29 protein-coding genes are annotated in these 26,004 nt (G+C 52.2%); 10 read left to right on the forward strand and 19 right to left on the reverse strand.

Annotated features, from left to right (window positions below):
• Positions 1-6: 6 nt before the first annotated feature.
• Positions 7-729, reverse strand: coding sequence for a hydroxyacylglutathione hydrolase (gene gloB, locus DG177_RS08290; protein ID WP_108811046.1), 723 nt, complete (start codon positions 727-729; stop codon positions 7-9).
• Positions 730-841: 112 nt separating this feature from the next.
• Between gloB and DG177_RS08295 the strand changes: the two genes are divergently transcribed.
• Positions 842-2,584: a diguanylate cyclase gene (locus tag DG177_RS08295; protein ID WP_108811047.1), complete on the forward strand. Its 1,743-nt coding sequence runs from the start codon at positions 842-844 to the stop codon at positions 2,582-2,584.
• Positions 2,585-2,597: 13 nt separating this feature from the next.
• Here the strand turns inward: DG177_RS08295 and DG177_RS08300 are convergent, their stop codons facing one another.
• Positions 2,598-3,038: a VOC family protein gene (locus tag DG177_RS08300; RefSeq protein ID WP_108811048.1), complete on the reverse strand. Its 441-nt coding sequence runs from the start codon at positions 3,036-3,038 to the stop codon at positions 2,598-2,600.
• A gap of 111 nt (positions 3,039-3,149) precedes the next feature.
• Between DG177_RS08300 and DG177_RS08305 the strand changes: the two genes are divergently transcribed.
• A complete protein-coding gene (locus DG177_RS08305) occupies positions 3,150-3,884 on the forward strand; it encodes an SIMPL domain-containing protein (RefSeq protein ID WP_108811049.1) in 735 nt (244 codons plus the stop codon).
• 169 nt (positions 3,885-4,053) lie between these two features.
• Here the strand turns inward: DG177_RS08305 and DG177_RS08310 are convergent, their stop codons facing one another.
• The 6 genes from DG177_RS08310 to DG177_RS08335 form a co-directional block, all read right to left on the reverse strand.
• Positions 4,054-4,347, reverse strand: coding sequence for an antibiotic biosynthesis monooxygenase (locus DG177_RS08310; protein WP_108811050.1), 294 nt, complete (start codon positions 4,345-4,347; stop codon positions 4,054-4,056).
• Positions 4,348-4,434: 87 nt separating this feature from the next.
• Positions 4,435-4,923: a DUF427 domain-containing protein gene (locus DG177_RS08315; protein ID WP_443216434.1), complete on the reverse strand. Its 489-nt coding sequence runs from the start codon at positions 4,921-4,923 to the stop codon at positions 4,435-4,437.
• A 2-nt stretch (positions 4,924-4,925) separates the two neighbouring features.
• On the reverse strand, positions 4,926-5,285 hold the full coding sequence (locus tag DG177_RS08320) for a DCC1-like thiol-disulfide oxidoreductase family protein (protein WP_108811052.1): 360 nt from the start codon (positions 5,283-5,285) through the stop codon (positions 4,926-4,928).
• A gap of 142 nt (positions 5,286-5,427) precedes the next feature.
• Positions 5,428-6,606 carry an acetyl-CoA C-acyltransferase gene (locus tag DG177_RS08325; RefSeq protein ID WP_108811053.1) on the reverse strand — a complete coding sequence of 393 codons (1,179 nt, stop codon included), beginning with the start codon at positions 6,604-6,606 and terminating at the stop codon, positions 5,428-5,430.
• A gap of 111 nt (positions 6,607-6,717) precedes the next feature.
• Positions 6,718-7,884, reverse strand: coding sequence for a mechanosensitive ion channel domain-containing protein (locus DG177_RS08330; protein WP_108811054.1), 1,167 nt, complete (start codon positions 7,882-7,884; stop codon positions 6,718-6,720).
• Between the two features lie 61 nt (positions 7,885-7,945).
• Positions 7,946-8,746 carry a TlyA family rRNA (cytidine-2'-O)-methyltransferase gene (locus DG177_RS08335; RefSeq protein ID WP_108811055.1) on the reverse strand — a complete coding sequence of 267 codons (801 nt, stop codon included), beginning with the start codon at positions 8,744-8,746 and terminating at the stop codon, positions 7,946-7,948.
• 25 nt (positions 8,747-8,771) lie between these two features.
• Here DG177_RS08335 and DG177_RS08340 point away from each other — a divergent pair, with 25 nt between their 5' ends.
• Positions 8,772-9,359 carry a hypothetical protein gene (locus DG177_RS08340; protein WP_337658643.1) on the forward strand — a complete coding sequence of 196 codons (588 nt, stop codon included), beginning with the start codon at positions 8,772-8,774 and terminating at the stop codon, positions 9,357-9,359.
• Between the two features lie 473 nt (positions 9,360-9,832).
• On the opposite strand, the gene DG177_RS08345 is transcribed toward DG177_RS08340, so the two are convergent.
• The 3 genes from DG177_RS08345 to DG177_RS08355 form a co-directional block, all read right to left on the reverse strand.
• Positions 9,833-10,633 (reverse strand): SGNH/GDSL hydrolase family protein, encoded by an 801-nt coding sequence (locus DG177_RS08345; RefSeq protein WP_337658644.1) that lies wholly within the window; start codon positions 10,631-10,633, stop codon positions 9,833-9,835.
• Positions 10,634-10,727: 94 nt separating this feature from the next.
• A complete protein-coding gene (locus DG177_RS08350; RefSeq protein ID WP_337658645.1) occupies positions 10,728-11,822 on the reverse strand; it encodes an acyltransferase family protein in 1,095 nt (364 codons plus the stop codon).
• Positions 11,823-12,110: 288 nt separating this feature from the next.
• Positions 12,111-12,998 (reverse strand): LysR substrate-binding domain-containing protein, encoded by an 888-nt coding sequence (locus DG177_RS08355; protein ID WP_108811059.1) that lies wholly within the window; start codon positions 12,996-12,998, stop codon positions 12,111-12,113.
• Between the two features lie 109 nt (positions 12,999-13,107).
• Between DG177_RS08355 and DG177_RS08360 the strand changes: the two genes are divergently transcribed.
• The 4 genes from DG177_RS08360 (at position 13,108) to DG177_RS08375 (ending at position 17,682) form a co-directional block, all read left to right on the forward strand.
• Positions 13,108-13,881 (forward strand): hypothetical protein, encoded by a 774-nt coding sequence (locus DG177_RS08360; protein WP_108811060.1) that lies wholly within the window; start codon positions 13,108-13,110, stop codon positions 13,879-13,881.
• A 182-nt stretch (positions 13,882-14,063) separates the two neighbouring features.
• Positions 14,064-15,590, forward strand: a complete 1,527-nt coding sequence (locus DG177_RS08365; protein ID WP_108811061.1) for a hypothetical protein — start codon at positions 14,064-14,066, stop codon at positions 15,588-15,590.
• Positions 15,591-15,628: 38 nt separating this feature from the next.
• The gene (locus DG177_RS08370) at positions 15,629-16,057 is read left to right on the forward strand and encodes a DCC1-like thiol-disulfide oxidoreductase family protein (protein ID WP_108812873.1); all 429 of its coding nucleotides are present in this window, start codon (positions 15,629-15,631) and stop codon (positions 16,055-16,057) included.
• The gene (locus tag DG177_RS08375) at positions 16,054-17,682 is read left to right on the forward strand and encodes a DUF4166 domain-containing protein (protein ID WP_337658647.1); all 1,629 of its coding nucleotides are present in this window, start codon (positions 16,054-16,056) and stop codon (positions 17,680-17,682) included. The genes DG177_RS08370 and DG177_RS08375 overlap by 4 nt, the downstream gene beginning before the upstream one ends.
• Before the next feature lie 8 nt (positions 17,683-17,690).
• Here the strand turns inward: DG177_RS08375 and DG177_RS08380 are convergent, their stop codons facing one another.
• From DG177_RS08380 to DG177_RS08415, 8 genes are all read right to left on the reverse strand, one after another.
• Positions 17,691-18,197, reverse strand: coding sequence for a DUF3617 family protein (locus DG177_RS08380; RefSeq protein WP_108811062.1), 507 nt, complete (start codon positions 18,195-18,197; stop codon positions 17,691-17,693).
• 79 nt (positions 18,198-18,276) lie between these two features.
• Positions 18,277-18,972 carry a tetratricopeptide repeat protein gene (locus tag DG177_RS08385; RefSeq protein ID WP_337658648.1) on the reverse strand — a complete coding sequence of 232 codons (696 nt, stop codon included), beginning with the start codon at positions 18,970-18,972 and terminating at the stop codon, positions 18,277-18,279.
• Positions 18,973-19,167: 195 nt separating this feature from the next.
• Positions 19,168-19,914: an alpha/beta hydrolase gene (locus DG177_RS08390; protein ID WP_443216410.1), complete on the reverse strand. Its 747-nt coding sequence runs from the start codon at positions 19,912-19,914 to the stop codon at positions 19,168-19,170.
• Between the two features lie 59 nt (positions 19,915-19,973).
• On the reverse strand, positions 19,974-20,327 hold the full coding sequence (locus DG177_RS08395; protein ID WP_108811064.1) for a hypothetical protein: 354 nt from the start codon (positions 20,325-20,327) through the stop codon (positions 19,974-19,976).
• 38 nt (positions 20,328-20,365) lie between these two features.
• Positions 20,366-21,322, reverse strand: coding sequence for an alpha/beta fold hydrolase (locus DG177_RS08400; RefSeq protein WP_337658649.1), 957 nt, complete (start codon positions 21,320-21,322; stop codon positions 20,366-20,368).
• Between the two features lie 22 nt (positions 21,323-21,344).
• A complete protein-coding gene (locus DG177_RS08405) occupies positions 21,345-21,536 on the reverse strand; it encodes a helix-turn-helix domain-containing protein (RefSeq protein ID WP_108811065.1) in 192 nt (63 codons plus the stop codon).
• A 94-nt stretch (positions 21,537-21,630) separates the two neighbouring features.
• A complete protein-coding gene (locus tag DG177_RS08410; protein ID WP_108811066.1) occupies positions 21,631-22,071 on the reverse strand; it encodes a hypothetical protein in 441 nt (146 codons plus the stop codon).
• Positions 22,068-22,616 carry a hypothetical protein gene (locus tag DG177_RS08415; protein ID WP_337658650.1) on the reverse strand — a complete coding sequence of 183 codons (549 nt, stop codon included), beginning with the start codon at positions 22,614-22,616 and terminating at the stop codon, positions 22,068-22,070. Before DG177_RS08415 ends, DG177_RS08410 begins: the two co-directional genes overlap by 4 nt.
• Before the next feature lie 206 nt (positions 22,617-22,822).
• On the opposite strand from DG177_RS08415, the gene thrS reads away from it, so the two are divergent.
• The 3 genes from thrS to infC all read left to right on the forward strand — a co-directional run bounded on the left by thrS (position 22,823) and on the right by infC (position 25,951).
• Positions 22,823-24,829 (forward strand): threonine--tRNA ligase, encoded by a 2,007-nt coding sequence (gene thrS / locus DG177_RS08420; protein WP_108811068.1) that lies wholly within the window; start codon positions 22,823-22,825, stop codon positions 24,827-24,829.
• Positions 24,826-25,302: a CopM family metallochaperone gene (gene copM, locus DG177_RS08425; RefSeq protein WP_108811069.1), complete on the forward strand. Its 477-nt coding sequence runs from the start codon at positions 24,826-24,828 to the stop codon at positions 25,300-25,302. Before thrS ends, copM begins: the two co-directional genes overlap by 4 nt.
• 109 nt (positions 25,303-25,411) lie before the next feature.
• A complete protein-coding gene (gene infC / locus DG177_RS08430) occupies positions 25,412-25,951 on the forward strand; it encodes a translation initiation factor IF-3 (protein ID WP_108811070.1) in 540 nt (179 codons plus the stop codon).
• The last annotated feature ends 53 nt before the right edge of the window (positions 25,952-26,004 follow it).

Below are 26,004 nucleotides of genomic sequence, written 5' to 3' on the forward strand. Positions count from 1 at the left end.
CAAGGCCTAAAAATTGTCTTTGGCAGTCCGCCGTTCTGCCAATTGCGCTGCGGAAGCCGCTCGCATGAATGGGTTTGTCGCTGCTTCCAGAGCGATGGTCGTTGGCACCGTCGCCTCTCCCTTGGCCCGTGCGGCCAAAACCGCCTGCATGCGGTCTTTCAGCGCCTGATTTTCCGGTTCGGCTACCAAGGCATATTCGCCATTGGCCTGGGTATATTCATGGGCGCAATAGACCTTTGTTTCACCCGGCAACTTGGAAAGTTTTTGCATATTATCATACATTTGCGCAGCTGTACCTTCAAATAGGCGGCCACAGCCCATAGCGAACAGGGTATCCCCGACAAAGACAACTTTTTCATCCGCAATGTGGAACGCTATATGTCCCGCGGTATGCGCTGGAACATCGATAACTTCAGCCACAACCTCCCCCAGCCGAACATGATCTCCTTCCTTGACCATGGTATCGAGCGTTGGGATCCGCGCCTGCTCTGCTTCTGGCCCGGTAATGTGGCAACCGGTGGCTTCCTTTATCGCGGCGTTGCCGCCTGTATGATCGGGATGCCAGTGGGTGTTCCAAATCTGGGTGATTTTCCAGCCGCGTTTATCCGCTTCTGCGAGCACCGGTTCGGCCACGGCAGGGTCGACGACCATGGTCTCCTGTGATGCCGGTTCATGGACTAACCAGACATAGTTATCGGACAAGACGGGAATTCGAATGATTTCAAGCATGTTCGGCAATTTACGATGCTGTCCAGGCGCTGTCGAGGGTTAACGGCAAAATAACCATTTTACCTTAAGACACATAGACTTAGTCAAGGGAAGCGTTGGGAAGGATCGCGCATTGCGCTTATTGGCCATATTTCTGGCATTGCTCGGCTTTTGCCTGATGCTGCCTGTTTCCGGCGCAAGCGCATCTGCGGTGCGACTGGCAGACGACCTCTGCACATTTGGAACTGGTCCGGAAGGCAATATTTCCCAGGTCATTGCTGAGAGCGACAAATTTAATTGCACAGACAGCAAGTTTGATTTCGTCGGAACAAAGCTATGGGCGAAATTCCCCTTCAAGGCAGATACAATTCCTCCTGGTACAGTGGAAATACAGGGTGATAATAACGGACTCAGTTCGATATCTGTTCACTCGTTGCTGACCGACGGCACCATCATGTCCGCCTATTTTACCGAGCGGCAAGTTGTCGAAAGCTGGAGGCCGAAAGGGCATTATGGATTGCCGATTCCGGGATCAGAAGACCCCACTATTCGAAGCCAGATCGCAAGTGTTTTCGTGTCGCTGGACAATCCGCGTGTAGCCAGTTCCATCACATTGATGGAGCTTAAGTCCAAAAAAACCTGGGACGATCTGAAGCTGCCCCTTTCTGCCATGTTCGCTCTGCTGTGCGGCATGGCAATCATGCCTTTTTTCTACAACGCGTTTTTCTATGGTGCGCTGCGTTACAGTTTCATGCTGTGGCACAGCATCATGATTGCTGGCACGGTGGTCTATACGTTCAGCTCGTCCGGATTAATCTTTCTGGTCTTCCCTGAGACGGACCTGATGACGAAGTTCCTTCTCAACTACTGGACTCTCGCCCTTTGTATTGCCGCCAGCGGGTTCTTCCTCGATCGGTTTGTCGAACCGGGTAAGATCGCAAGCTGGCTCCGTCCAATATTACTGATTTCTGCGGTGCTGCCTGTCTTTGTGACCGCCTATATTTTTCAAAGCTCCGACGGTTATGACAATAATATCCGCAACTATTATCATGCCTCGTTCGTCCCTTATTTGTTCGTCGTTCTTTACACGATGGGTCATGCGTTACGGCGAGGCAGCAAGGCCATCTGGTTCCAGATTGCTGCGTGGACACCGATCATCGCATTCAGTGCCGATCGTATCGCTCGCGGTATGGACCTATATCTGGGCATTCCGGAACTTGACTATGGTCTCTATTTTGCGCTGGTTCTCGAAACGATCATCCTCGCCTTTGGCGTTGCCAACCGGATCATGCGGCTCCGTCTCAAGCACGAGCACACACTGCGTGAACAGGTAGAATTGACATTGCTAGCAGAAACCGACGGCCTGACCGCCATCGGCAACCGCCGTGCTTTTGAAAAAGCGTTCAAGCAGAATCTGACTGAGCGCAGATATAGCCACCTCGCCATTCTCGACATCGACTTTTTCAAACAGGTCAATGATCAATATGGTCACGAGATTGGGGATGAAGTTCTGCGTGTCGTCGGCCGGGAACTAAACGCCACCCGTCATTTTTCTTCGCGGATTGGTGGTGAGGAATTTGCTTTGCTTATCCAGCCCGACGAAAGGGGTAGTCGAAAAGGCAATCCGACCTCAGAACTGTCAGAGATTTGCCAGGTTCTGATTCGATCCGTCCATGCCAATGTCCCAGAAATCAAACAGCCTGTGACCTTTTCCGTCGGCGTTGCATCTATTCCAAAACGCGCTTCTCTCCGCGCGGTCATGGCAAAAGCTGACAGACGCCTGTATGATGCCAAGAATAACGGTCGAAATCAGGTCGTCAGCTTTGATCTGTCGAAGCTCGCGGCCAAACCTGATTCAGGGGCTGCTTTAGCCTAGCTGGCAAAAAGCCCTACCATTCACCGATATTTTCCATGCTCGCCCATGGTTCCTGTACCGGCAGATTATCACCGGCCTGCAAGAGCTCGACCGAGATATTGTCGGGCGTCCGAACAAAGGCCATGTGCCCATCACGCGGCGGTCGGTTGATCGTCACACCTGCATCCATCAGTGTTTTGCAAAGCTCGTAAATATTCTCGACGCGGTAAGCGAGATGACCGAAATTCCGGCCGCCGTCATAGTCTTCACCACTGCCATCTTCGGCCGGCCAATTGTGGGTCAGCTCAACCTCTGCGACGTCTTTTTGGCCCGGCGCAGCGAGAAAGATAAGCGAGAAGCGGCCTTTTTCGCTATCATATCGTCGCACCTCTTCAAGGCCGAGGAGATTGAAAAATTTAACCGTAGCATCCGGGTCTGTGACGCGCAGCATCGTATGTAAATATTGAATCGGCATATGGGTAAACTCCGTTCATCGCTGTTCAGAAACGGTTCATCGCAGCTATCGCAAAGCCGAACAGCGATCTTACAGACAGTTTAAAACGCTTGGAACGAAAGGGAAAGAGCAATGACTGATAATGTTAAAGACAGCAAATTTCTAGACAAGAAGAACAACGTATTACTAGCTAGCGCAGGATTACTGACCATCGGTCTGATCGCTGGCGGTTATCTACTAGGTGACGGTTTGCTACGCTCAAAAATGGCCGATCGCAGCGTGACGGTGCGCGGACTGGCTGAGCGCGAAGTCACCGCCGATCTCGCAACCTGGACCATCGCCTATAGCGCACAAAGCACCAATCTGGCGGAAGCACAGGCCGATATGGATCGGGATACAGCGGCAATTGGCAAATTTTTTACCGAGCTCGGTTTTGAAGCAGATGCACTGAAGCCGACAGGTGCAAATGTGAACCAGTATAGCAGCAACGGAATCCCCCGCTACACCATCCGTCAGCGGCTATCGCTGCGCACCGATGATATTGAAAAAGCCCAAGCGGCCGTCGCCCGGCAATTTGACTTGGTCCGTCGGGGGGTAGTTCTCGAAGACGGTTCAGGCATGAGCTATACATTCACCAAACTTGATGAAATCAAGCCGGAAATGGTTGCCGAAGCGACTAAGGACGCTCGTAAATCGGCAGAGCAGTTTGCCGAGGATAGCGGCACTGATGTTGGTGGAATCAAATCCGCGACCCAAGGATATTTCTCGATCAACTCACGGGATGGCGATGGCGGCGGCTATGGCGTCACGGACACGCCGTATAAGAAAGTAAGGGTTGTGACGACGGTCAATTTTTATCTCGACTAAATCGAAAACCAAGACACTGCGATCCTAGATATCTTGATACCGGTCTCGCCTCTTTTGCCGCATTAGCGATCATCCGAGGCGAGGCCACCCAGAGCAACTCCAGGTTGATGATTTACGCATAGCCAACCGGACAGGTGGAGGCTTGCACCCACCGTGCCCTGATCAGCTATTAGATACCGTCAAGATGTTCAAGAACAGGTGCCGCTGCCATGCAGGGCGCCAGCTTGGGGCCGCTCGCACGGAAATGTTCCGATTTGCCATGCGCATCCAGAGCCGCCTGATCAACATAACGCTCCAGTACTTTATACTGCTGTGGATTGTCCTTGCATTGGAAAACCGAATAAAATTCATTGCCTGGTTCATTCTCGCGGACAGCAGCCATAAGTTCTGAAAACGCTGCTTCGAAATCAGCATTCTTACCTTCTGCTACGGTTAATGTCGCCACTAGTCCTACTGCTGCCATGTTCGAATCCTTTGTCCCAAAATATGTTTCTTCTCTCAGAACAACTGTTGCCGAGCATTGAGCGCTGCGCAACCTTTAAGTGGACGTTCACCAGAAACGGCTGCCAGGTATTCCCTTAAATGGGCCCGCGACATGTGAGGTGACCCATCCCCCATAAAAACCGCCGGGCTGCGGCGTCACGGTTTCACCATCCACCAGGCACTGATCGAAAGGCTCTGGATAGAAAGCGACATGGTTACGGATCATTGCGAACGAATCTGTAGGTTCCCGATAGGTCCAGGCCGCAGCTTGCAGACAATCGCCGTCAATTGTTGCATCGAGATAGCTGGCCTGGCCCTTCCACTCACAAAGCGAGCGATGCAGGTTCCCGGACAAATGGGTCCATGTCACGTCTTCCGGAGGAAAATAATAGGTCGGTGGATGGCTCGTTTCCAATGTCCGATATCCAGCCCGCGTATTGGCAATTTCAACGCCCTTATGGATGATTTGCAGATGATGGGTGTTTGGTTCTGCAATTGCGGGGCGAGGATAGTCCCAGACACTTTCTTGACCGGGGGTGATAGGATCAGGCGGAATGTTCAAATGGCTCTCCCCTTTTGAAATAATCTTTGAAACGCAGGGCGGACGGCCAGAAAGCGCAGATATAACACTTCCAATAGGCTCAAAAAAATATGGTTCTGTGCGAGCAGACCGAGGGGCCTGAGCAAAGGAATTGCACGCCACATCGCTGCGAATGCCGCCGCACCTGAGAGCATCTGGCCGTTTTCCCGCGCGTGAAATCGTTCCAGCAACCGGTCGCGGGCGATCGGGCAGCGCGTGGCAGGGTCTGCAACATTGACAAAATCAATCGCGCCCTGCCGATCAAGTCGCTGCATCAACGCAATTTCACGCAGACATAGCAGACAAGCGCCATCATACCAGATAGTAACCTCAACCATGCGGCGACATTAGTGCGTAGTCATATCACTGTCTGGCTGTACCTTGTTCGGTATCGCAGCCGATGGTGCAGCAATCCCGCAGACCAAAAAAAGGCCCCCTTGCCGATCGGGCAAGAGAGCCTTTTTCTCTATATTACGGCGTCTAGAGTATTTCAAACAGACCGGCTGCGCCCTGCCCACCACCAATACACATGGTGACCACAGCATATTTTGCGCCGCGACGCTTGCCTTCGATCAGTGCGTGGCCAGTGCAACGTGCGCCGGTCATACCATAGGGGTGACCAATGGAGATCGAGCCACCATTGACGTTCAACAGCTCGTCAGGAATGCCCAGTTTCTGCTGGCAATAAAGCACCTGCACGGCAAAGGCTTCGTTCAGTTCCCAAAGGCCGATATCATCCATTTTCAGGTCAAATTTTTCGAGCAATTTGGGGATTGCGAAAACTGGACCAATACCCATTTCATCCGGCTTGGTGCCGGCCACTGCCATACCGACATAGCGGCCAAGCGGGTTAAGGCCCGCCTTCTCTGCGGCACTGGCTTCCATCACCACACTCGCAGAGCTTCCGTCGGAAAGCTGTGATGCATTCCCGGCCGTGATAATCTTATCTGGGCCGAGAACGGGGCCTAGGCTTTGCAGCCCTTCCAGCGTGGTTGAAGGACGATTGCCTTCATCTTTGTTGAGCGTGATTTCATGCATGGAAATCTCTTTGGTTTCCTTGTCCTGCACACCCATGGTGACGGTAACCTCGACAATCTCGTCGTCAAACTTGCCCGCTTCCTGCGCTGCGGCAGTCCGTTGCTGGGATTTCAGCGCATATTCGTCGCAAGCTTCGCGGGAAATGCCATAGCGTTCGCCAACCACTTCGGCAGTTTGCAGCATCGGCATGTAGATATCATCATGCATAGCGACCAGGGCCTTATCCGGTGCCATGCGCATTTCTGGTGTTTGCACGGTCGAGATGGAATCCTGTCCGCCACCAACAACAACATCCATACGGTCGATCGTCACCTGCTTGGAGGCCGTCGCAATCGCCATCAAACCGGAAGAGCACTGGCGATCCAGTGTCATGCCAGGAACTTCGATCGGGAAGCCTGAACGCAACGCCACATTCCGTCCAAGATTTCCGCCTTGCGAACCTTGTTGCAGCGCGCTGCCCCAAACGACGTCTTCTACCGTAGCAGGATCAATGCCGGCGCGTTCAACAGCTGCTTTGGCTGCATAGCTGCCGAGAGTTGGACCAGCCGTCGCGTTGAAAGCGCCTTTATAAGCGCGTCCGATGGGGGTCCGAGCGGTGGAAACGATGACTGCGTCACGCATGATATGATCCTTTATTATGAGATTTTTGAGTCGAATTTGGCGCGTATATTCTCTCTTAATCGGCCAATTAACAAGGTTTTTCTTCGCTACTGGTCCTGACGCTACGGCAAGCTAGCTATCCTGGATATGAACCGGAAATCCACCTTCGGGATAGGGCATGATCATCTTACCGTCGGGCGCGGAGGTAAAGCTGGTCTGTGTCGGATAGGCAAATTCCAGGCCCTCCTCGTTAAACTTCTGAAGGATAGCCAAGCCGATTTTGTGGCGACCTTCATAAACCACTTCATAGTCGCTGCTCATGATATCAAAATCCAGCTCGAAATTGATCGAGCTGTCGCCAAAGCCGACAAAGCCGGATCGGATAAACTTGGCGTCATTGTCTTCCACAATCTGTTTCAGAAGGTCGGGAATACGCCGCGCAGCGTCTGGCTCAGTCTGATAGACAACCCCCAAACCATAGCGCGTTCTGCGACGACCCAATTGCGTCAGGTTGGTGATTTCCTTGTCGAGCAAATTTGTATTGGAAATGATAATTTCTTCGCCAGTCACCGCCCGCAGCCGGGTGCTTTTCAGCCCTATTTCCTCAATCCTGCCGGTGGTATTATCATAGCTGATATATTCACCGCGTCGAAACGGCTTGTCGAAGATGATCGACAAGGCTGCAAACAGGTCGGAAAATATCCCCTGCGCTGCGAGACCGATGGCAATACCCCCAACACCAAGACCGGCGACCAGGCCCGTCACATCCACGCCGAGATTGTCAAGAATGACAATGGTCGCGATCGCAAATATCACACAGGTGACCAGCACACGGATCAACGACATCGCACTTTGCAAGGTATCGCTTTGGTTCGGATCAGCGGACAGTTTGCGTGTAAAAAAGCCGAGGATCAACTCGCGTAGCCAGATCGCGACCTGGACAACGATCGAGATAGTGAACAGAAATCCGACAGTCCGCACAATCTCGCTCGGTGCATTCGAATAGGTGACCACGATCTGTGCCGAGACCATGAACATAAAAAACTTGCTGGTCCGGGCGATAGCCTGTGTGATGATGGCGCGATAACCGATCAAGCCTTCATTATTGCGTACTTGACGCGCAGCATATCGTTTTATGGCACCGAGCACGAAGAAAATGAGCGTGCCAATTGCAATCGTTACGATCAATTCGGTATAGTTATTGCTCAACCACGCCATGCTGTCATCAAATAGGCGCATCATCGTAAGACTTTCGTCAATTTCGAACGGTGCGGGCGTATTGTCTATAGAATTTGCCATATCCAGCTGCGCTAATCGCCGCCGCCGCCATTGGCAAGCTGCCTGATCCCAATACGCGCCATTATTGCGGCCTGTCGGCAAGGATCAGAAATTCGACATTGCCTTTGGGCCCAGTAATTGGGCTTTGCGATATGCCGCGAACCACCCAATCTTGTGAAGTCAGCCAGTCACTGACTTTCCGGCACACCTGATCATGTATGGTTGCATCGCGGACGACACCGCCTTTACCAACGTCACCGCGCTCCGCTTCAAATTGCGGTTTGATCAACGCTATCAGCTGAGCGCCGGGTCCAGCGAATTCCATTGGCTTTTCGAGCACTTTGGTTAGCGAGATAAAACTGGCATCGCAAACAATCAGATCCATCGGTTCGGGGATATGGTCGGCTGTCAATATTCGAGCGCTGGTTTGCTCGTGCACGATCACCCGGTCATCCTGGCGAAGTTTCCAAGCAAGCTGGTTGGTACCGCTATCCACCGCATAGACCTTCTTGGCGCCGCGACTAAGCAGGACATCCGTAAACCCACCTGTACTACTGCCAACATCGATAGCGGTCAGATTGGTCACATCCAGACGGAAATGATCGAGCGCATGATCCAGCTTGATACCTCCGCGCGAAACCCAGGGATGGTCTTTGCCTTTTAGATCGACATCAATATCATTGATATATTTCTGACCTGGCTTATCCACCTTCTGATCACCGACGGTCACCAACCCGGCCATGATATAGGCCTGTGCCTTGGCACGGCTTTCTGCAAGACCACGATCAACCAATATTTGGTCAATCCGCAATTTTTGAGGTTTTGCTTGACCCGCTGCAGCGGGTGGAGCGGTTTTCGCCGGGCGCGTTTCATTTTGTGCCATATCAAAATGGGACTAGCCGAAGCATATGCTTTTGACCATATTCGATATTATGAGAATCACTTTTGCCTTTTCCGCCATATTGTTAGCAGCCGGTTGTTCTGGTGTCGTGCCAGCACCAGCACCTGCTCCCGCAGAAACGCCTGCGCCAACCCCCACTCCTGCACCAACGCCTGCGCCGGTACCGGCACCCGTACCGCCGCCAGAACCGATGAGCGGAAATTGGACGGAGTGGCCTCTTGCAACGGGCGATTGGGTTTACCGCTCTGATGATCGCGGTTCGATCGCGTTATTCGGTCCGCCCAACATGGAAGCGACGTTTATCATTCGCTGTGATCAAGGCCGAAATCAATTGTTCCTGTCTCGTGAGGGCGTCGTGCCGGACACCGGAGCACAAATGAGGTTACGCGCTAGCTCGGGCATGCAATCCTATCCAGCCCGCAATAGCGGTGGCCCGCTTGATTATGCGGCCATCGCTTTGCCGGTGACAGATTACATGATGGATCGGATTGCGTTTAGTCGTGGCCGGTTTGCGGTTGAAACAACCGGATTGAGGTCACTCGCCATTCCGATCTGGCCCGAGTTTATCCGTGTCGTCGAGGACTGCCGCCGCTAGACTTGCACAGTGAACAGGTTTCAGCCGAGCGGTTACACTGGTGCGATAGGGCTGGTTTTGGACGGAACGCCGGATTCTGACAGCAAATAAAAATAATTCAAGTCTTGTTCGCATCCGGCGAATGATTCACATTCGAATCGTCGAACAAGCGGAGATTTTCAATGCAACAGTTCGTATCTTATCAACAAGCGAAAGGAGGTGGTCCGATGTCTCATGGTTCAGCACAGGGGTCGGAAAAATCCGTTCGGGGAGCAACTCTGATTTAGAAGTCTGTTTCACAAAAGTGGATTCCGGTTTTGTGAATAAAAACAGACGGCAATAATCAGGCAACCCGGCAGCGGCACTTCCAACCGCTGACCCATGCCTAGAGGCTGTTGATCCCAGAGATCGACAGCCTCTTTTCATTTCTCTTTGCTACATAGGGATAACAAGGTCAGGCAGAAATCAAAGCCGCTTCCGCCCGATCCATTACATTAAGGCAGATTGTCGATCACCGCATTCATGACCGGCGTGTAGATACGCGCCAGTTTTCGTTGGCCGCCTTCGCCCACACCATGGGTTGAATCTGTGGGGTGCAGGCCGTCGGAAAATAGAGTTCGATTTCCTGTTGCGGCATCTGTTCCCATGGTCGGATCAGCAGCGAAATCGACCACGGCGTCAATTTTGGTGCCGACTGCCTGCCGCAACAATCTGGAAACTTCTTTGCGATTACGATTATGTTTGAAGTTAAAGGCCGGTGAGGTCGGAACATTTCTCGCCAAATTGGTGGCAAAAACGACTTTGATCCCGGCAGCCTTTAAGGGTTCCGCATAGGCGAAAAGAGCATTGGCAAATTTCGATGGATCATCATATTTACCAAGGTCATTGGCGCCAACAAATACCGATACAACATGTGGGTTCAACGCCATAACGGCATCTCGCCGCGCAGTTATCGACTTTATCGTCGAGCCACCTTTAGCCAGTCCATGAAATTCAATGTCAGGGCGCGACCTTTTAAAAATACCCGTATAATTGCCGCCCCAATATTTGGATATACTATCACCCTCAGCCACAATGACAGGCTTCCTGTTTGTTGCGATACCTTGGGTCGGATTCTGCCTGACATTGGGCAATGCAGCTGGAGTTGGTTTTGATCGGGGTACTGAAACCGAAGACCGCTCTACCGGGAGAGTTTTGGTGGCAGTAGTTTCACCGCGCGCGCCATACAGACTGGTTGGCAGCGCGAAAGCCACAAGCATGATAGCAAGGAAGTGAACTGCCTTCTTCTGTGCCATAGAGCTACCTTGAAAAACGTACATTCGTGAGAATTATGATATTCATGGTTAAAAATAGATGAATGCGTCCATTCAGGAAACCAATTCCAAGCTTTTATCCTGCTGATCCGGTTTCAAGATTTGCTTCCCTTTTGGTCATTTGCCATTTCGCTTCCGTCTTTCTGCGCCATTGTGCAAGCGGTCGTTCCACAAATATGTAGATTGCGTAAGCAACTGCGAACGAAAGTGCGGTGCCAATGGCTAGCCGAACCATAGCAGGATATTCCGGCATGAGCATGTTGATTGCGATGTATATCGGCAAGTGTATAAGATATAGACTATAGGATAGTAATGCGACGAAACGCATCATGCCCGAGCCTAGAATCTGCTTGATGATGCTGTTATCCCGGATGATGAAATTGAACAGGAAAAAAAGTCCGACACCCTGGATTGAATAACGCAGTGTCTCTCGAAAAACCGGATCCCGGATCACAAAACCTGCCAAGATCAGGACCCCGGCCATGATCAAACTGAACCAGGGACTTTTAAAATAGTCGGGACCGTCAGCATTCGGATTGTTCCAGAGCGCCAGACAACACCCAAAAACTATGGAATCGATGCGCGTGTGAGACCAGTAATAATTATTGCTGAAGTCATCGAGAACGGCCACGTTGGCGATCCTGACTAACAAGACAATCAAACATATCGCTGCGCATGATAATGCAACATTCCGGCTTGATAGTTTCGACGCAACCATGAAGTAGAATAGCGGAAAAATCATATAAAAATGTTCCTCCACATCGAGCGACCAGAGCGGTATTCTAATCCCGCTATTCCCATCAAAGCCCGGCGAATAATTGCTTAGAAAAAGGAAGTCCCAATAGAGATTTTCATATTTTATCGCTTCGGGCTGCAAGGATAGGAGGGATAAAATCACCGCAAACAGGATCGCGACATACATCGGCGGAAATATCCGCACGATCCTGCGAAAGTAAAATCCTTTGTAATCGATTTTATCGCTTTTCTCAAACTCCCGGCGGAGCAATGTCGTGATCAGATAGCCACTCAGAAAGAAAAAGATCGTAACCCCGAAGCCACCCGGAACGATATGACCGAAGCCGCCATGGGATATCATGACAATAAGAACCGCAAAGGCCCGAAGACCATCCAGTGCAGGGATGTGCTTCATGGCGCCCGCGCTATTACTCATAGCGGCTGCAAGCGTAACGGGCTCGATCACCAATAGCGCCATTCCAATTGCGCAACGGCAAGTGCGCAGTGCCTAGCCGAACTAGCACCGAAGGCATTCCGAAACAGAAAGCCCTAAATATACTGCAATCATAAGCCCCCCGGCCAATATATCAAATTATTGAAATAATGTGATAAGACCCGCCTTCAATAGGCATTCTGACGTAGAAATGTCAACGAACGGCGCTTTCCCAACCGTTTCGCATTGGCCTATCCGTTTCGCATTGGGCGCACCAGGATGCAGAACTTATCAATCAGCAGTTGATCCAGCAGGTCGGCCCTGCAACAGGCCCTTATTATCCATCATCACCCCGATAATGTGGCGCATCAGCGCCTTGATCCGCGGTGTATCTTTCAGGTCCGGGTGGGTTAAAACCCAAAAATCCTGTGCCGCCTCTGGTTTTGCTTCCGGCAATCGAATGAAAGCGGGGTTGGGATCGGCAATGTAACAAGCGGTTCGGATCATGCCCAGACCCGACAAGGCCGCTTTGTGACGCAGATCGATATCGTCGAGCGCCAATATTATCGGCGCATCGGGGAAGGAGGAAGCGCTTATCCAATCCGGCCTGCCCCCCTTATAGGAGCCGGCGATCCAGCGGCGGTCCTCCGGTGCTGTTTTTACTAGATAGTCTGCGCGGCTATAGTGGCACAGCATATAGGGAAACAGGCGCCGCCCAACATAATGGTCAGGTGGAGCATCAACACCGCGCACAACAATATCGGCTTCTGACCTGTCAAGATCGGCAAACTGGTATGAACTATAAATTGTCAGATCGATCTTGGGATGGCGTTGACAGAATTCGCCTATCGGATCGAGCAACAGATGTTCGGCCAGTGCATCTGGCAAGGACAAGGTGACGGGTCCGGACAGCTCGGTTTCGATCGCGCGCTGCTGGCGATCAGCGGACAGGTCAATTTCTTCCATCCTATGCGCCGCATCGACCATCCGCTTGCCGAGTTCCGTGGTTTGATAGCCGCCTGTGACCCGTTCAAACACGATGCCACCATGTCGCTGATTAATGACGCTGAGCCGCCGCGAGACAGTCGAATGGGTGACTCCCAGCAGTGTCGCCGCCCCTCGGACAGTACCCGAGCGAGACAAAGCTAATATCAGTCGATAATCATCCCAATTCGCCATTTGGTGCGTTATTGCACCAAATACTGGAAAAATAAATCCATATTTTACGCCAATCGATCGTTATACGGTGCGAGAACGCAACAAAACATCCGATATTGGAGTCTCTAATATGTTATCGATCCGGACAGTCGCCGTCATTATGTCGCTAAGCGCGGCCTTCACCTTCACGCCGGCTTGCAGTCAATCCACGCAAGAGGCATCGCCGAAATCTGTTGTCACAATGGAGAGCCTGACGCTGAAAAAAGGGCAAGTTCTCTCTATCATCCTGCCACAGGCAAAACCGGATGAAGCCGCTGCTCGACAGGAATATTATAAAAAAGCCTTTATGCTTGGCGCGCGATTTGGCCTGCAGCGCGAAGCAGTTTTGGCGATGGATGATGTGATTATCAGCGACTATCAACCATCAGGGCTTATTTTCTACTCCTACCCCGATGCAGCAGCCGAAAGAGGTCTTTCAAATGCTCCCGAATGGCCGGCGATCAAGGCGTCGCGGCCGCAAATCTGGGAAGAGCTGAAGATATATAGCGCGGAGCTGAAGAGCGATCTCAACCTCACATTTGATCCGAGCAAGAGCTATACGTTGGTTGTGGCCTGGCTGAATCCCGAAAATCCGGGCGATTACCAGCGCTATCTCAAAGGCATTGAACCTGCTGTTGCGGCCGCCGGAGGGCGTTTCATCTATAAAATGCACAACCCCCAATATGAAGCCAATAGCATCACCAATGGTGCACCGGGCCAGTTGACTTTTGTAGAGTGGGATACGCTGGACGGCTTTACCAAAGTTCGCGGAAGCGCGGAATATAAGGCGAATTCACGCTATTTCGGATCGGGGACGAGCAAGGTCGAGTTTTACCGAATGACGACCGTCAAGAAATCAGACTAGGTCGCGCGATCACATATCGGATCAATGCGGAGCCAGCCGGGCTGGGGCGACGTTTACAAGTTGAAAAATTTTGCTAGTTTGGTCCTCTGCAGACCGGCGTCTGTCAACAAGCATCTGACCTGCAACAAGGTCAGTTAAAACCACGGGTCATCGACTAACCGTTTTAAACGGAGGAGAAAACCGTGCAGACAGGTGACCAAGCCTTCATATCCTATCCTTTTGCCGTCCAGTGGAAAACGAAGGGTTCCGCGGCGCAGTTAAAGGGCAAAGATCCGATAAACCAGCTTCTTTGGGGCGATTGGGCCAGGATTGAAGATATAAAAGGCCCCTGGTTCCAAATCCGGTCACGCGGTCGTACCGGTTGGGTGCGTCAGGAAAATTTGCAAAGCAATCGCATCCTGGAAGTCAATTTTGTTGATGTGGGCCAAGGCGACGGCGCGCATATTCAGACTCCGGATGACAAGGCGATGGTCGTTGATGCCGGCGTCGAAGATAATATGTATCGCTTTCTACGCTGGCGGTTCGGACGGTTCACACGGTCCTTTAAATTTGAGAATATGGTGATCAGTCATCCGGATAAAGATCACTATTTTGGCTTCAAGCCGTTATTCGAACATAGCAAGGTCAAGATTGGCAGCATTTTCCACAACGGTCTGGTTGAGCAGATTACCGCCGGAAAAAGCACATTGGGAAAGACCGAGAAGCCTGCGGGCGCCTCCCGCAAGCACTTTACAGGCATCATTGAGACGCGCGATCAACTGAAGTCTATCACCGATTCCCCGACAAAACGCGGCAAGCGATTATATCCCAACCTGCTTCACACCGCTGAAACCAGCGGGCGGGTCAATGATATCGCGGGCGTTCTGGCCAGCGAGGACAGCAACGACCCCATCTATCTGCCCGGCTTCGCACCAACCGACAATCGCGGCATGACGATCAGACTGCTTGGTCCGGTTCCGACAACATTGTCTAATGGCAAGCAAGGACTTCCAAGTTTCGGCAGCAAAGGCAAAAGCAAAAATGGCCATAGTGTGATCCTGCAAATCGCCATCGGTGATGTCAAAATTCAACTTGGCGGCGATCTCAACGAACGGTCACAAGACTATCTGCTCGAGCATTACACCGGACTGAAACATCCTCCAGCAAATGTGGAAGCCTCAATTGACATGGTTGAAGCCGCCCGCCCGTTTTTTGAAGCGGATATCAGCAAGGCTTGTCATCATGGCAGCGCCGATTTCTCTTCCACCTTCATGCGAGCCGTCAATCCGATTGCCACTGTGGTATCCAGCGGTGACGATGAACCGCATAGCCATCCACGGCCCGACACACTGGGGGTCATCGGCAAATATGGTCGCGGTACACGGCCACTGATCTTCAGCACGGAACTGGCCCGATCAAGCAAGGAAATCATCAAGCATCCCGATATCGTCCGCAACGAGCTGCGGTCCACCTTGCGCACCAACGAGGCAATTATCGAGGATCCCGGCTCTACCAGGGCCGCCAGAGCCAAAGCGGAAACGGCGATACAGGATGCGCTCAAAACCATAGAACGCAGCGTCGCCAATTATGGCATGATCAACCTGCGCACAGATGGAAAAAATGTACTGATGGCCCAACGCCTCGAGCGGCAACGGTCACGACGCCAACGCTGGGACATCCACTTGCTCGAACCGGATCAGAATAAGCGTTTGAAATATGTGATGCGGTAACATTGATGTTTTCCAGTGTTCCAGCAATAAAAGCCGGAATGTCAGAGAATAGCGAACAGTCCATATCACTCGATGATCAGAAGATTGTCGTTTTCGATGCTGAATGCATATTATGCTCAGCCAACGCGCAATTCATCCTGAAATATGATCGTCGGAGGCATTTTATGCTGGCCGCGATGCAAGGCAATTATGGCAGCGCGCTTTACCGAAAGCACGACATTGATCCGACCAATCCCGAAACGTTGATACTGGTTTATAAAGACAAACTGCTGCGGAACAGCGATGCTGTTCTTGCAATCTATGCGGATCTTGGCTGGCCTTGGAAGCTGGCAATCGTTGCAAGGATCATTCCCAAATTTCTGCGCGATCCGATCTATCTGTTCGTTGCACGCAACCGGTATCGCATATTTGGAAAACGGGACAGCTGTTGGTTGCCAACACCAGAATATCGAGATCGCATGTTGTGAAAAAAATCATGATATTGGGCGGATATGGCGGTTTTGGCGGGCGTTTGTCCGACTTACTCGCTGAACGCGGTCACCACATTCTGGTGGCCGGGCGGAGCCAGCTTAAGGCCGAGAAATTCTGCGAGAAGATCGAAAATGGGCAGGCTGTCCAGATGGATCGCAATGGCAACATCCGAGAAGCGATCATACAGCATCAACCTGACCTGATCATTGATGCTGCCGGGCCATTTCAAGGGAGCAGCTACCGGGTGGCCGAGCATTCTATTGCGGCCGCTATACCCTATCTGGATCTTGCAGATGGGCGGGCCTTTGTATGCGGTATCGGCAAACTCGATGATGCGGCAATCGCTGCTGGTGTTCCTGTCATTTCCGGAGCATCCAGCGTGCCGGCCCTATCCGGTGCAGTGATCCGTCACTTAGCTTCCGAAACAGAACATGTTGAAGCGATCGAAATGGCGATCAGCGCCTCAAACAAGGCCACTGTCGGGTCGTCTGTCAGCAATGCTATCCTCAGCTATGTGGGAAAGCCAATACAAGTTCGTCAGGCGGGTCGTTGGGATACAGTTTATGGTTGGCAAGATATCCGTTCTATCGACTTCGAGGTGAATGACACTCCCGGTATTGGAAAGCGACTGGTGGCACTAGCAGATGTTCCCGACCTGGAGCTTGTGCCGCGTCAATTTGAGAATATGCCCGCGGTCAGCTTTCGCGCTGGCACTGAGCTGGCCTTCCAAAACCGGGGCCTGTGGATAGCAAGCTGGCCAGTTCGATGGGGATGGATAAGATCGCTCGAACCGGCTGCGAAATTCCTTCTTTCATTACAGAATGTCACACGCGCTTTGGGTTCTGACGTTTCGGGAATGAAAGTTGAGCTATTTGGTCATATGGAGAGTAAGCCCAGCCGCAACAGCTGGACGCTGATTGCTCAAAAGGGAGATGGCCCCCAAATTCCAACATTTGCCGCTGTGATCTTGTCAGAAAAGATATTGTGTGGGCAACTGAAAGCGGGCGCCTATGAGGCCAGTCAGCTGCTAACGCTTTCCGAATTTCAGCCGCTCTTTGATCGTTATGCCATCGCCCATGAGACCATCACCCGGGAAACCGTCCCTTCGCTTTATCAAAGGGTAATGGGAAGCGATTTCGAACAATTGCCGGGCAGCTTGCAACAATTGCACACGGTTATGCGCGATGGCGGCTTTCGCGGCGAAGCCGAAGTTACACGCGGTAAAAACCCTATAGCGCGATCGATTGCGACGATTTTCGGTTTCCCCACTGTCGGCAAACATGATTTGCAAGTTCACATAAAAATCGATGACAAAGGGGAGCGCTGGACACGCAGTTTTTCGGGTAAAATATTTGCCAGCCACCTGCGAAAATCAGGGCGCTATCTCACAGAGAATTTCGGTCTGCTTCAATTCCAGTTCGCTCTTCCTGTCACGGATGGCAGCCTGACGATGGTGATGACGGGCTGGAAATTCGGGTTTCTGCCCTTGCCCTTGTTTCTGGCTCCGAGATCAGAGGCAAGCGAATGGGAAGAAAGCGGACGCTTTCACTTTGATGTACCCATCACTCTGCCGCTAGTCGGTTTAATGGTCCATTATCGCGGTTGGCTGGAGCCCCGCTGAAACAGTCCTTATCCCGGGCAATCGCCTTGCCGCACTGCACCGATACTCATTGCCAATTTGGCCGTTTCATCGCTGTCCGGGTCTTTGATGTCGAATGCCATTTCACTATCATAGCCTTCGGGATTAGCCTGACCGCTCATTTTGATATTAATGTCACCCTTGCCAGTGCCTTTGCAGGTCATCTCCAGATCAATAGTGGTTGCGGACCCTTCGTCCTTGATGGTTTCGCATTGACCGCCTAGCGCGCCGGACATCTGCTTGGCAGCTTCTTTCCACTGGGATCCATTGTCATCACCCTGCATGCAAAAAAGGCCGCCCGTACCGCCACCAGCGGCCCGTTCCATTTGAGTGATCGTATTTTTCCGCGCGTCTTCAGTCATGCCTGGAAAATCGAGTTCGGTAATCTTGACCGTTTGCTTGTATTGGCCAGCCGTCGGACTGCCATCTCCATCACTACCGCATGCCGCCAGCATGAGAGGAGCCGACAAGAGCGGCAGAAGAAATTTGTTGGTCATGGAAGAATGCTTTCTGTTGTTTCTTATGCGGTTCTATCCATCGTCGGCTGAATTGAAAAGCCCCCCGGGGCGTAATCCCTTATTCGCTAACGCTTGTGACCAGCTGCGCGAGATATTTCTTTGCAACCTTGGCTGACCGGCTTTCCGCATCAATCTGGACCGCCTTTTCCCAATTGGCTTTGGCTTCAACCATATCGCCTGCTTCATAAGCAATATTACCCGCTTCCAGCGCGACCGCCGGGTCACGCGCGGCTAGTTTGGCGGCGACCTGGATATCGGCTTTCGCCTGCGGCAGATCACCCATCCGCCGCGCGAGTGTAGCTGATAAAAGCCAGCCCAGTGGATCCTGCGGCGCCAGTTTGTGGACCAATAGAAATTCCGCTTTCGCAGCGGTATAGTCATTCAGCGCGACATGGGCCCGAGCGCGATCCAGGTGCACTTCCCCCTTCTCCAGTCCGACCAGACTACCTTGTACAAGAGCAGCATTGAGATATTCGAGAGCCTTTTCAGGCAGATTTCCCGCCAGTGCGGCATTGCCGGCCTGAGCCCAGAAATTGGCGACACGCGGATATTTGGCAATCTCCGCTTCCTGTGCCGCTTCTGCAAATGTCTTTGTGGCAGCGGCCCAGTTAAACTGCTCGGCATAAGCGAAACCCAAACAATGCCGGGCGAGAAAGCCGCCACCTTCAATCCGCCATTTATTCGCTTCAACAACCGCGCTCACCGGATCGTCAACGGCCAGATCGACACATTCGTTGAAGCGAACTTCCGTCATAGTCATCGGCGCGGAGGGATTTATCGTCGGCGGAGCGGGTGAGCCAAAGGGATTGGCCGATTGAGCAAAAAGAAGAACAAGAGAACTGAGCATGCATTAAAATCCGTTGGCCCAATAATCATCAAAGGGCGTTTTATGACGATCCATCGCAATGACAGATCAGTTTCACCACCAACTGGTCCGCCAATTGCCCAATTAATCCAGCCGCGAAACCACATCAATCAGCAGGGCAATATCCTGATCGCGTGACAAGCGGTGATCGCCGTCCTTTACCAAATGCACCTGCACATCGGCTGAACGCATTTTCTTGGCGATTTCCAAAGCATAAGCCCATGGCACATCGGCATCTTCCTGCCCGTGAAGCAGTCGCACCGCGCCATCAAAGGTGATCTCCTTGTGAAGCATCCGATTGGCTTCGCCCGACTGCCAGAAGACATTTGTCGTCACATAGGGATCATCGCTATATTCGCTATGCTCTTCAAGCTTGCCTTCGCGCAGGATCGTCATTTTCTGTTCTTGTGTGAAGCCCCAGTCGGTAAAATCGGGCGCCGCAGCGATACCGATCATCGCCTTCACCCGCATAGGCCGGGCAAGCGCGACAAGCAGCATCAGCCAGCCGCCCATGGAAGAACCCACCAAAGTTATCGAACCCGATGTCACTTTCTCGATCAGGAACAGCACATCGTCACGCCAGTCGATCAGGCTCTGCTCTTCAAATTCGCCGCCGCTGGCGCCGCATCCTGCATAATCCAGGCGCAACATCGCGCGGCCGGTTTCGGCAGCCCATTGATCCAGAGCCAGCGCCTTGCCACCCTCCATATCCGACATATAGCCGGGCAGAAAAACAAGCGTACTGCCCTTCACACCGTCTTTGGCGGCACGATAGCAATAAGCCAGATCAGCACCACCAGGGCGCTGCATGTAAAGAATATCGTCTTCCATTCATGTCTTCCGTTAATGTTCCGTGACCCTGCCTACGCAGGAGCAGGAATGACATCAACTCAAACGTGTGGAGAGCCGAAATAAACAATCCCGAGACAAAGAAACGCAATGATCAGCATACCCACACCGCTCAGCATAGGTTGCCTGATTTTTGGCAATAATTTCATCAGTTCTGTAGGCGGATCACCAGTAAAGCCCATTTCCCAGTTCGGACGAGACTTGATCCCGTCGTCCAGTCCGAAAACATGCGAACCTCCGGTTAGTCCGCGATAGACGAGGTCGCCAAAATAATAGGCTTCGCTGCGCCACTGATTTTCGAAAAACAGAAAGGTGTTACCAATAGTTTCGATCCGCACGTGACGTTTGCGTGCGCCCTTGGCATCACGGTGCCAGACAGGGGTCGAGTTGCTCATAGCGGTCCCGCCAATAGCAGAACACGGTTTACATATCGTTACCGCTTGGATGATCCCAAAAATTGCTCCACTGCAGCAGCAAAGGCCTCTGGCTGATCTAGCATTATGAAATGTCTGCTCTCTTCAACCCTTTCGAACATCACCGTCCTGGCACCGGCGAAGGCGGCCTTGTACATCAATGTGATCCTTGGTTCGGGCATGATATCCGCATCCACGGGATAGAGCATTGTTATAGGTATTTTTATCTCTGGCAACAAAGGCCGAACATCGGTGGTCATCAAATCATAGGAGAGCTGAGCCGTTGTGGCGACGTCCGCGCTGCGCGCCCAAGCCGACACCTGCTGTCGGCCGGTTTCTGATTGCGCCATACGTTGCAGCGTCTGTTCATCGGCTTCATTGCTACCGCGTGCGATCAGCGCATCGCGCATCGTTGCGGCCTGAGGCTGCAGGGCTTCGACCGTCATGTCGGGACTGAACAGCAAGCCGAAAAACGGCAGGCTGTCGATGATCATCGCCTTCTCGATTCCCTGCGGATAGACCGCAGCCATTTTCATCGCCGCCAGTCCGCCCAGTGAGTGTCCGATTACCAGCGCCTTCTGACGATTGTTGCTGTCGACAATCTCGTCATCAACATAGTCGGTAAGTTCGCGGATAAATGGCTCCAGCAACGGCCCATTCCGTTCGGCTATCGGCGCATCACCAAAGCCACGTATCTGAATGATATGCAGCCGATAACGGCCCTTCAACTGGCGGCGGGTGGCATCCCAAACGGAGCGCGGGGTAGACAGCCCCGGGATCAGAACCACATCGCGCCCCTGTCCTTCGACCAGAACCGTAAAATGCCGGCCGCCGAGCAATTGCCCCCCGTCCGGCAAATCAACGCGCTCGCCGCGAGCAGCGGTCGGAGCAACTGGCACGTCTTGATTCACGGTTGTGCAGGCGGGCATCGTGAACATAGTCAACAGCGCCGCACTGATTAAAGCTTTTAGGTTCATTGTCGGCTTCCCCTTCACTCCATCAATCCAGCTGAAAAATTTCTTCAATCGCCAAATCAAACAACGCTGCTAGCTTGAAGGCAAGCGGCAGGGACGGATCATATTTACCTGTCTCAATCGCGTTGACGCTCTGGCGTGAGACCGACAGTCTTTCGGCCAAATCCGCCTGTGACCAGTCCCGTTCGGCCCGCAGGACTTTCAATCTGTTCTTCATGCCCGCCACCGGACAATGCCGCCAGCTATTCCAAATGTCACCAGCCTGATGACACCGAACCTTTGCAACTCTACTTGCTCATCGTTTCTATTCATTAGCCTAACCCCCGGAAACGGTAGAAAAAATAGCCGAGACCCCAGCCAATCAATATCATTCCGATGAGGTTATTGGGAGTAAGCGACCCCAGCGTATCAACAAAAAGCAGCCAGATCATATTGGCAAAAACTGCCGTGATTACCCCGATTATGGCGCCATTAGCCATCAGCTGAAAATGATATTCTTCGGTCCATCGTCGATCGAGTGCTGCCATTAATGTAGCGCAGTAAGACAGCACCAATAGCAAAGGAAGCATCGCGCCCAGCCTTACCCAAAGACTAACCTCTGCGACTTTGATTTGCTCCGGATCAACAAAGGAAGCCACGGTCAGACCTACCCCTATCAGCGTCACGAAACCAAACATCCAGTCTGGCTTGATCGATCGGTGAAGACCTTGCCAAAAACCCCTCTTCGGCACCTGTTCTTTGTGACCGCTCATGAGTTCAACCCCCTTATCCGATAGAAGAAATATCCCAGACTCCAGCTGGCCAACATGACTGCAATAACATCGTCACCCATAAGTGACCCGTAAAGCAGATCCCAAACAAAGTTGACGAATAGCGTGGTGATAATTCCGACAATGGCGCCGTTGATCATGAGCTGGAAAAAATAATCTTCGACTTTCCGCCGGTCCATAGCGGCTGCATAGGTGGCAACAAAGGCGATGATCAATGTCAAACCAGACAAGGCCAGAATTTTCATCAGCGGATCAACCGGAATAACCGGTTCCGGTTTAAGGTTTTCGGCCACCAGCATCATAACACTGGTGGGCAAAACAAGTGCGAAGGCCCAATCCGGCTTGATTGCGCTATGGATTCTCTGCCAAATATTACGGGTTGATGGTTCACTCACCGGAACATCGCCAGAAACAGGATAGAGAAGCTTGCCCACATGGCAATATCTGCGTTTAGGGCTGCCCGGCTGCATGTAATTCGCTTCAGTCTCATCACGATACTCCTTCAAGTTCAGTTGACATAATGTCATGTTACCTTGACTTTATGAAGGCGATTCGAAAAAATGTCAAGTATGCATGACATAGTGACAATGAGGCTTTCCTACATAACGTAAGCGCTCTATGCTCGCAGCGGTTGACTTGGTGGGACCATGGACTAAGGCAATAAAAATCCATGGATCGCCGTTTTCTGGCGTTCTTTGGTGAGAACTGTGTGAACTTTAGAGATTGAAACCCGATGACCAATATGATCAAAATCACCCTTCCCGACGGCAGTGCGCGTGAAGTGGCATCGGGCACTACACCCGCCCAGATTGCCGCCGATATTGGTCCCGGCCTCGCAAAGGCCGCATTAGCGGCGCGTATCGATGGTGAGATTCGCGACATCATGCGGCCGCTGGACGTCGACACCGAACTGGCTTTGATCACGTCACGGGACGAAGATGAAGCGCTTGAACTTGCGCGGCACGATTATGCTCATGTGCTCGCCGAGGCAGTACAAAAGCTCTATCCCGGAACGCAAATTACCTTTGGTCCCTCCACGGACGATGGTTTTTACTATGACTTCGCGCCAGCTGGCGATCCGTTTACCGATGATGACTTGCCCAAAATCGAGGAAGAAATGCGGCGGATCATCAACGCTGACAAGCCGTTGCGTCGAGAAGTCTGGGAACGCAACGATCTGATTGCGCTGTGGGAAAAAGACGGCGAAAAATTCAAGGCTGAATGGGCTGCCGAACTCCCTGAAGGTGATGAGATAAGCGTCTATTGGTCCGGCGATGACTGGATGGATATGTGCCGCGGCCCGCATCTTGCCTCAACCGGTAAGCTGGATCCGCAGGCGTTTAAACTGATGCGCGTCTCTGGCGCCTATTGGCGCGGTGATCAGCGCAATCCGCAGCTCAGCCGCATTTACGGCACCGGATGGCTTAACAAGAAACAGCTCAAGGCCCATCTCGTACGGCTAGAAGAAGCCGCCAAACGCGACCACCGAAAGCTTGGCCAGGAGATGGACCTGTTCCATATCCAAGCAGAAGCGATGGGCAGCATATTCTGGCATCCCAAGGGCTATATGATCTGGCGCGAACTGGAAGCCTATATGCGGCGGGCGGTCGATGATGGTGGCTATAATGAAGTCAAAACGCCGCAGATCATGGACGCGCGTCAATGGGAGCAATCAGGCCACTGGGGCAAATATCGTGAAAATATGTTCGTGGTACCCGACGAAATTCCAAGTGTAGATGACGACGCCCCCCTCGTATCTTCCGATGCGGACATGATGGCGATCAAACCGATGAACTGCCCGGCCCATGTGCTGATCTTCAAGCAAGGCATCAAGAGCTACCGGGATCTGCCATTGCGTATCTACGAAAATGGCTGTTGCCATCGCAACGAGCCGCATGGCGCATTACATGGGCTTATGCGGGTGCGGCAGTTTACTCAGGATGACGCGCATATCTTCTGCCGTGAGGATCAGATTGTCGACGAGGTCAAGAAATTCTGTGAACTGGCAGACCGCATCTACAAAGAAATGGGCTTTGAAGGCTATGCTATCAAACTCGCCCTGCGCCCTGAAGAGCGGTTCGGCTCCGATGAGATATGGGATCAGGCGGAATCAGAATTGCGTGAAGCTGTTCATGCTGCCGGCATGGCGACCGAAGAATATGGCTGGGAAGAACTGCCTGGTGAAGGCGCCTTTTATGCACCCAAGCTGGAATGGCATCTGACCGATGCCATTGGCCGCACGTGGCAGGTTGGTACGATCCAGTCGGACCGCGTTTTGCCGGAGCGTCTGGATGCGAGCTATATCGCCGAGGATGGTGCGCGACATCGCCCGGTCATGCTTCACAGAGCCATATTCGGTTCTTATGAGCGCTTTATCGGCATATTGATCGAGCATTATTCAGGCAAGATGCCGCTTTGGCTTGCACCAACCCAGGCGGTTGTCGCCACGATTGTCACTGATGCCAATGATTATGCGATAGAAGTCACCGAAAAACTGAAAGCTGCTGGGATCAGGGTTTCTCCGGATTTACGCAACGAGAAGATCAACTATAAGGTGCGGGAACATTCGCTGGCGAAAGTACCGAATATACTGGTCGTCGGCATGCGTGAAGCCGAAGAAGGCAAGGTGGCTTTGCGTAAACTAGGCCAGAAAGAGCAATTATTCCTGACGATCGATGAGGCAGTTGCGATGCTCCAAGACGAAGCGCTGGCACCGGACCTAAAAGGAGAAGATGCATGAGAAGGGGTATGATAGCTTTGCTGACGGTGGCCGCGGTCACCTTGGTCGGATGCAACCCTGTTGACGAGAGTGGTCCAAAGGTGGAAACTGCCGCCATGCCCCATCATAGCAAGGCTAGCGACAAGAATAGCGAGGCGGTTAACGCCTATATCCGTGCCAATGCGAAGATGCATGAAAATATGGCCACAGTGCATGCCGATCCTGACATTGCCTTCATGCAGGGGATGATCCCGCATCACCAAGGCGCCGTGGAAATGGCCGAAATTGTTCTGGAGCATGGCAAAGATCCCGAAACCAAAGCGTTGGCGCAACAGATTATTGACAGTCAGCGCAAAGAAATTGCGCAGATGCAAGAATGGCTGAAAAAGCGGGATGCCTTGCCAAAACGGAAGTCACTATTGCCCAAATCTCTGGAAAATACCGGCAAAGTTGCCGATATTCCGCAAGTGACGCCAGCCGATCCAGAGAGTTGACCTTGCCATTGATCCTGCGCTTGGCAGACACTAAATATGCATAACAATTTGCGACCCTTGCGATTTCCCGCTATTGGCCGCTTCGTTCACAGTTTGAGGAGTATTTAACATAGCTGCACCACCACGCCGTCCCACACCGCCCGTCAAAGGCGGTCCGCGTTTCAACAATCTGATCATTTCCGACACTGTTCGGGTCATTGACGACAAGGGCGAGAACCTCGGCGTCATGAACACTGGCGAAGCGATCGAGCGGGCCAAGGATGTTGGCCTCGACCTCGTGGAAGTGTCTCCGAATGCCTCGCCGCCAGTCGCAAAATTTCTCGACGTCGGCAAATTCAAATATGAGGCCCAGAAAAAGGCCAACGCAGCGCGCAAGACTCAGAAGGTCCAGGATGTCAAAGAGATCAAGATGCGTCCGAATATCGACGATCATGATTATCAGGTGAAGATGCGCAATGTGAACAAGTTCATCGACAATGGCGACAAGGTCAAGGTCACATTGCGTTTCCGCGGTCGTGAAATGTCACACCAGCAACTCGGCATGCAATTGCTGCAGCGGGTGCAGGAAGACACAAAAGAAAACGCCAAGGTCGAAGCCTATCCGAAATTGGAAGGCCGTCAAATGCTTATGGTGCTGTGCCCCAAATAGTCTTGTGATGCCGATTAATTGGGATGCTTATGCGCAACCCAGATAAAAGCTAC

The sequence above is a fragment of the Sphingorhabdus sp. Alg231-15 genome, assembly GCF_900149705.1.
Classification (GTDB): domain Bacteria; phylum Pseudomonadota; class Alphaproteobacteria; order Sphingomonadales; family Sphingomonadaceae; genus Parasphingorhabdus.

Bases quoted from the DNA above. Each gene is read 5' to 3' on its own strand.
- gloB (WP_108811046.1), bottom strand. From the start codon at position 729: ATGCTTGAAATCATTCGAATTCCCGTCTTGTCCGATAACTATGTCTGG.
- DG177_RS08300 (WP_108811048.1), bottom strand. From the start codon at position 3,038: ATGCCGATTCAATATTTACATACGATGCTGCGCGTCACAGACCCGGAT.
- DG177_RS08305 (WP_108811049.1), top strand. From the start codon at position 3,150: ATGACTGATAATGTTAAAGACAGCAAATTTCTAGACAAGAAGAACAAC.
- DG177_RS08310 (WP_108811050.1), bottom strand. From the start codon at position 4,347: ATGGCAGCAGTAGGACTAGTGGCGACATTAACCGTAGCAGAAGGTAAG.
- DG177_RS08320 (WP_108811052.1), bottom strand. From the start codon at position 5,285: ATGGTTGAGGTTACTATCTGGTATGATGGCGCTTGTCTGCTATGTCTG.
- DG177_RS08325 (WP_108811053.1), bottom strand. From the start codon at position 6,606: ATGCGTGACGCAGTCATCGTTTCCACCGCTCGGACCCCCATCGGACGC.
- DG177_RS08330 (WP_108811054.1), bottom strand. From the start codon at position 7,884: ATGGCAAATTCTATAGACAATACGCCCGCACCGTTCGAAATTGACGAA.
- DG177_RS08335 (WP_108811055.1), bottom strand. From the start codon at position 8,746: ATGGCACAAAATGAAACGCGCCCGGCGAAAACCGCTCCACCCGCTGCA.
- DG177_RS08340 (WP_337658643.1), top strand. From the start codon at position 8,772: ATGCTTTTGACCATATTCGATATTATGAGAATCACTTTTGCCTTTTCC.
- DG177_RS08345 (WP_337658644.1), bottom strand. From the start codon at position 10,633: ATGGCACAGAAGAAGGCAGTTCACTTCCTTGCTATCATGCTTGTGGCT.
- DG177_RS08350 (WP_337658645.1), bottom strand. From the start codon at position 11,822: ATGAGTAATAGCGCGGGCGCCATGAAGCACATCCCTGCACTGGATGGT.
- DG177_RS08355 (WP_108811059.1), bottom strand. From the start codon at position 12,998: ATGGCGAATTGGGATGATTATCGACTGATATTAGCTTTGTCTCGCTCG.
- DG177_RS08360 (WP_108811060.1), top strand. From the start codon at position 13,108: ATGTTATCGATCCGGACAGTCGCCGTCATTATGTCGCTAAGCGCGGCC.
- DG177_RS08370 (WP_108812873.1), top strand. From the start codon at position 15,629: ATGTCAGAGAATAGCGAACAGTCCATATCACTCGATGATCAGAAGATT.
- DG177_RS08380 (WP_108811062.1), bottom strand. From the start codon at position 18,197: ATGACCAACAAATTTCTTCTGCCGCTCTTGTCGGCTCCTCTCATGCTG.
- DG177_RS08385 (WP_337658648.1), bottom strand. From the start codon at position 18,972: ATGACGGAAGTTCGCTTCAACGAATGTGTCGATCTGGCCGTTGACGAT.
- DG177_RS08390 (WP_443216410.1), bottom strand. From the start codon at position 19,914: ATGGAAGACGATATTCTTTACATGCAGCGCCCTGGTGGTGCTGATCTG.
- DG177_RS08395 (WP_108811064.1), bottom strand. From the start codon at position 20,327: ATGAGCAACTCGACCCCTGTCTGGCACCGTGATGCCAAGGGCGCACGC.
- DG177_RS08400 (WP_337658649.1), bottom strand. From the start codon at position 21,322: ATGAACCTAAAAGCTTTAATCAGTGCGGCGCTGTTGACTATGTTCACG.
- DG177_RS08405 (WP_108811065.1), bottom strand. From the start codon at position 21,536: ATGAAGAACAGATTGAAAGTCCTGCGGGCCGAACGGGACTGGTCACAG.
- DG177_RS08410 (WP_108811066.1), bottom strand. From the start codon at position 22,071: ATGAGCGGTCACAAAGAACAGGTGCCGAAGAGGGGTTTTTGGCAAGGT.
- DG177_RS08415 (WP_337658650.1), bottom strand. From the start codon at position 22,616: ATGACATTATGTCAACTGAACTTGAAGGAGTATCGTGATGAGACTGAA.
- thrS (WP_108811068.1), top strand. From the start codon at position 22,823: ATGACCAATATGATCAAAATCACCCTTCCCGACGGCAGTGCGCGTGAA.
- copM (WP_108811069.1), top strand. From the start codon at position 24,826: ATGAGAAGGGGTATGATAGCTTTGCTGACGGTGGCCGCGGTCACCTTG.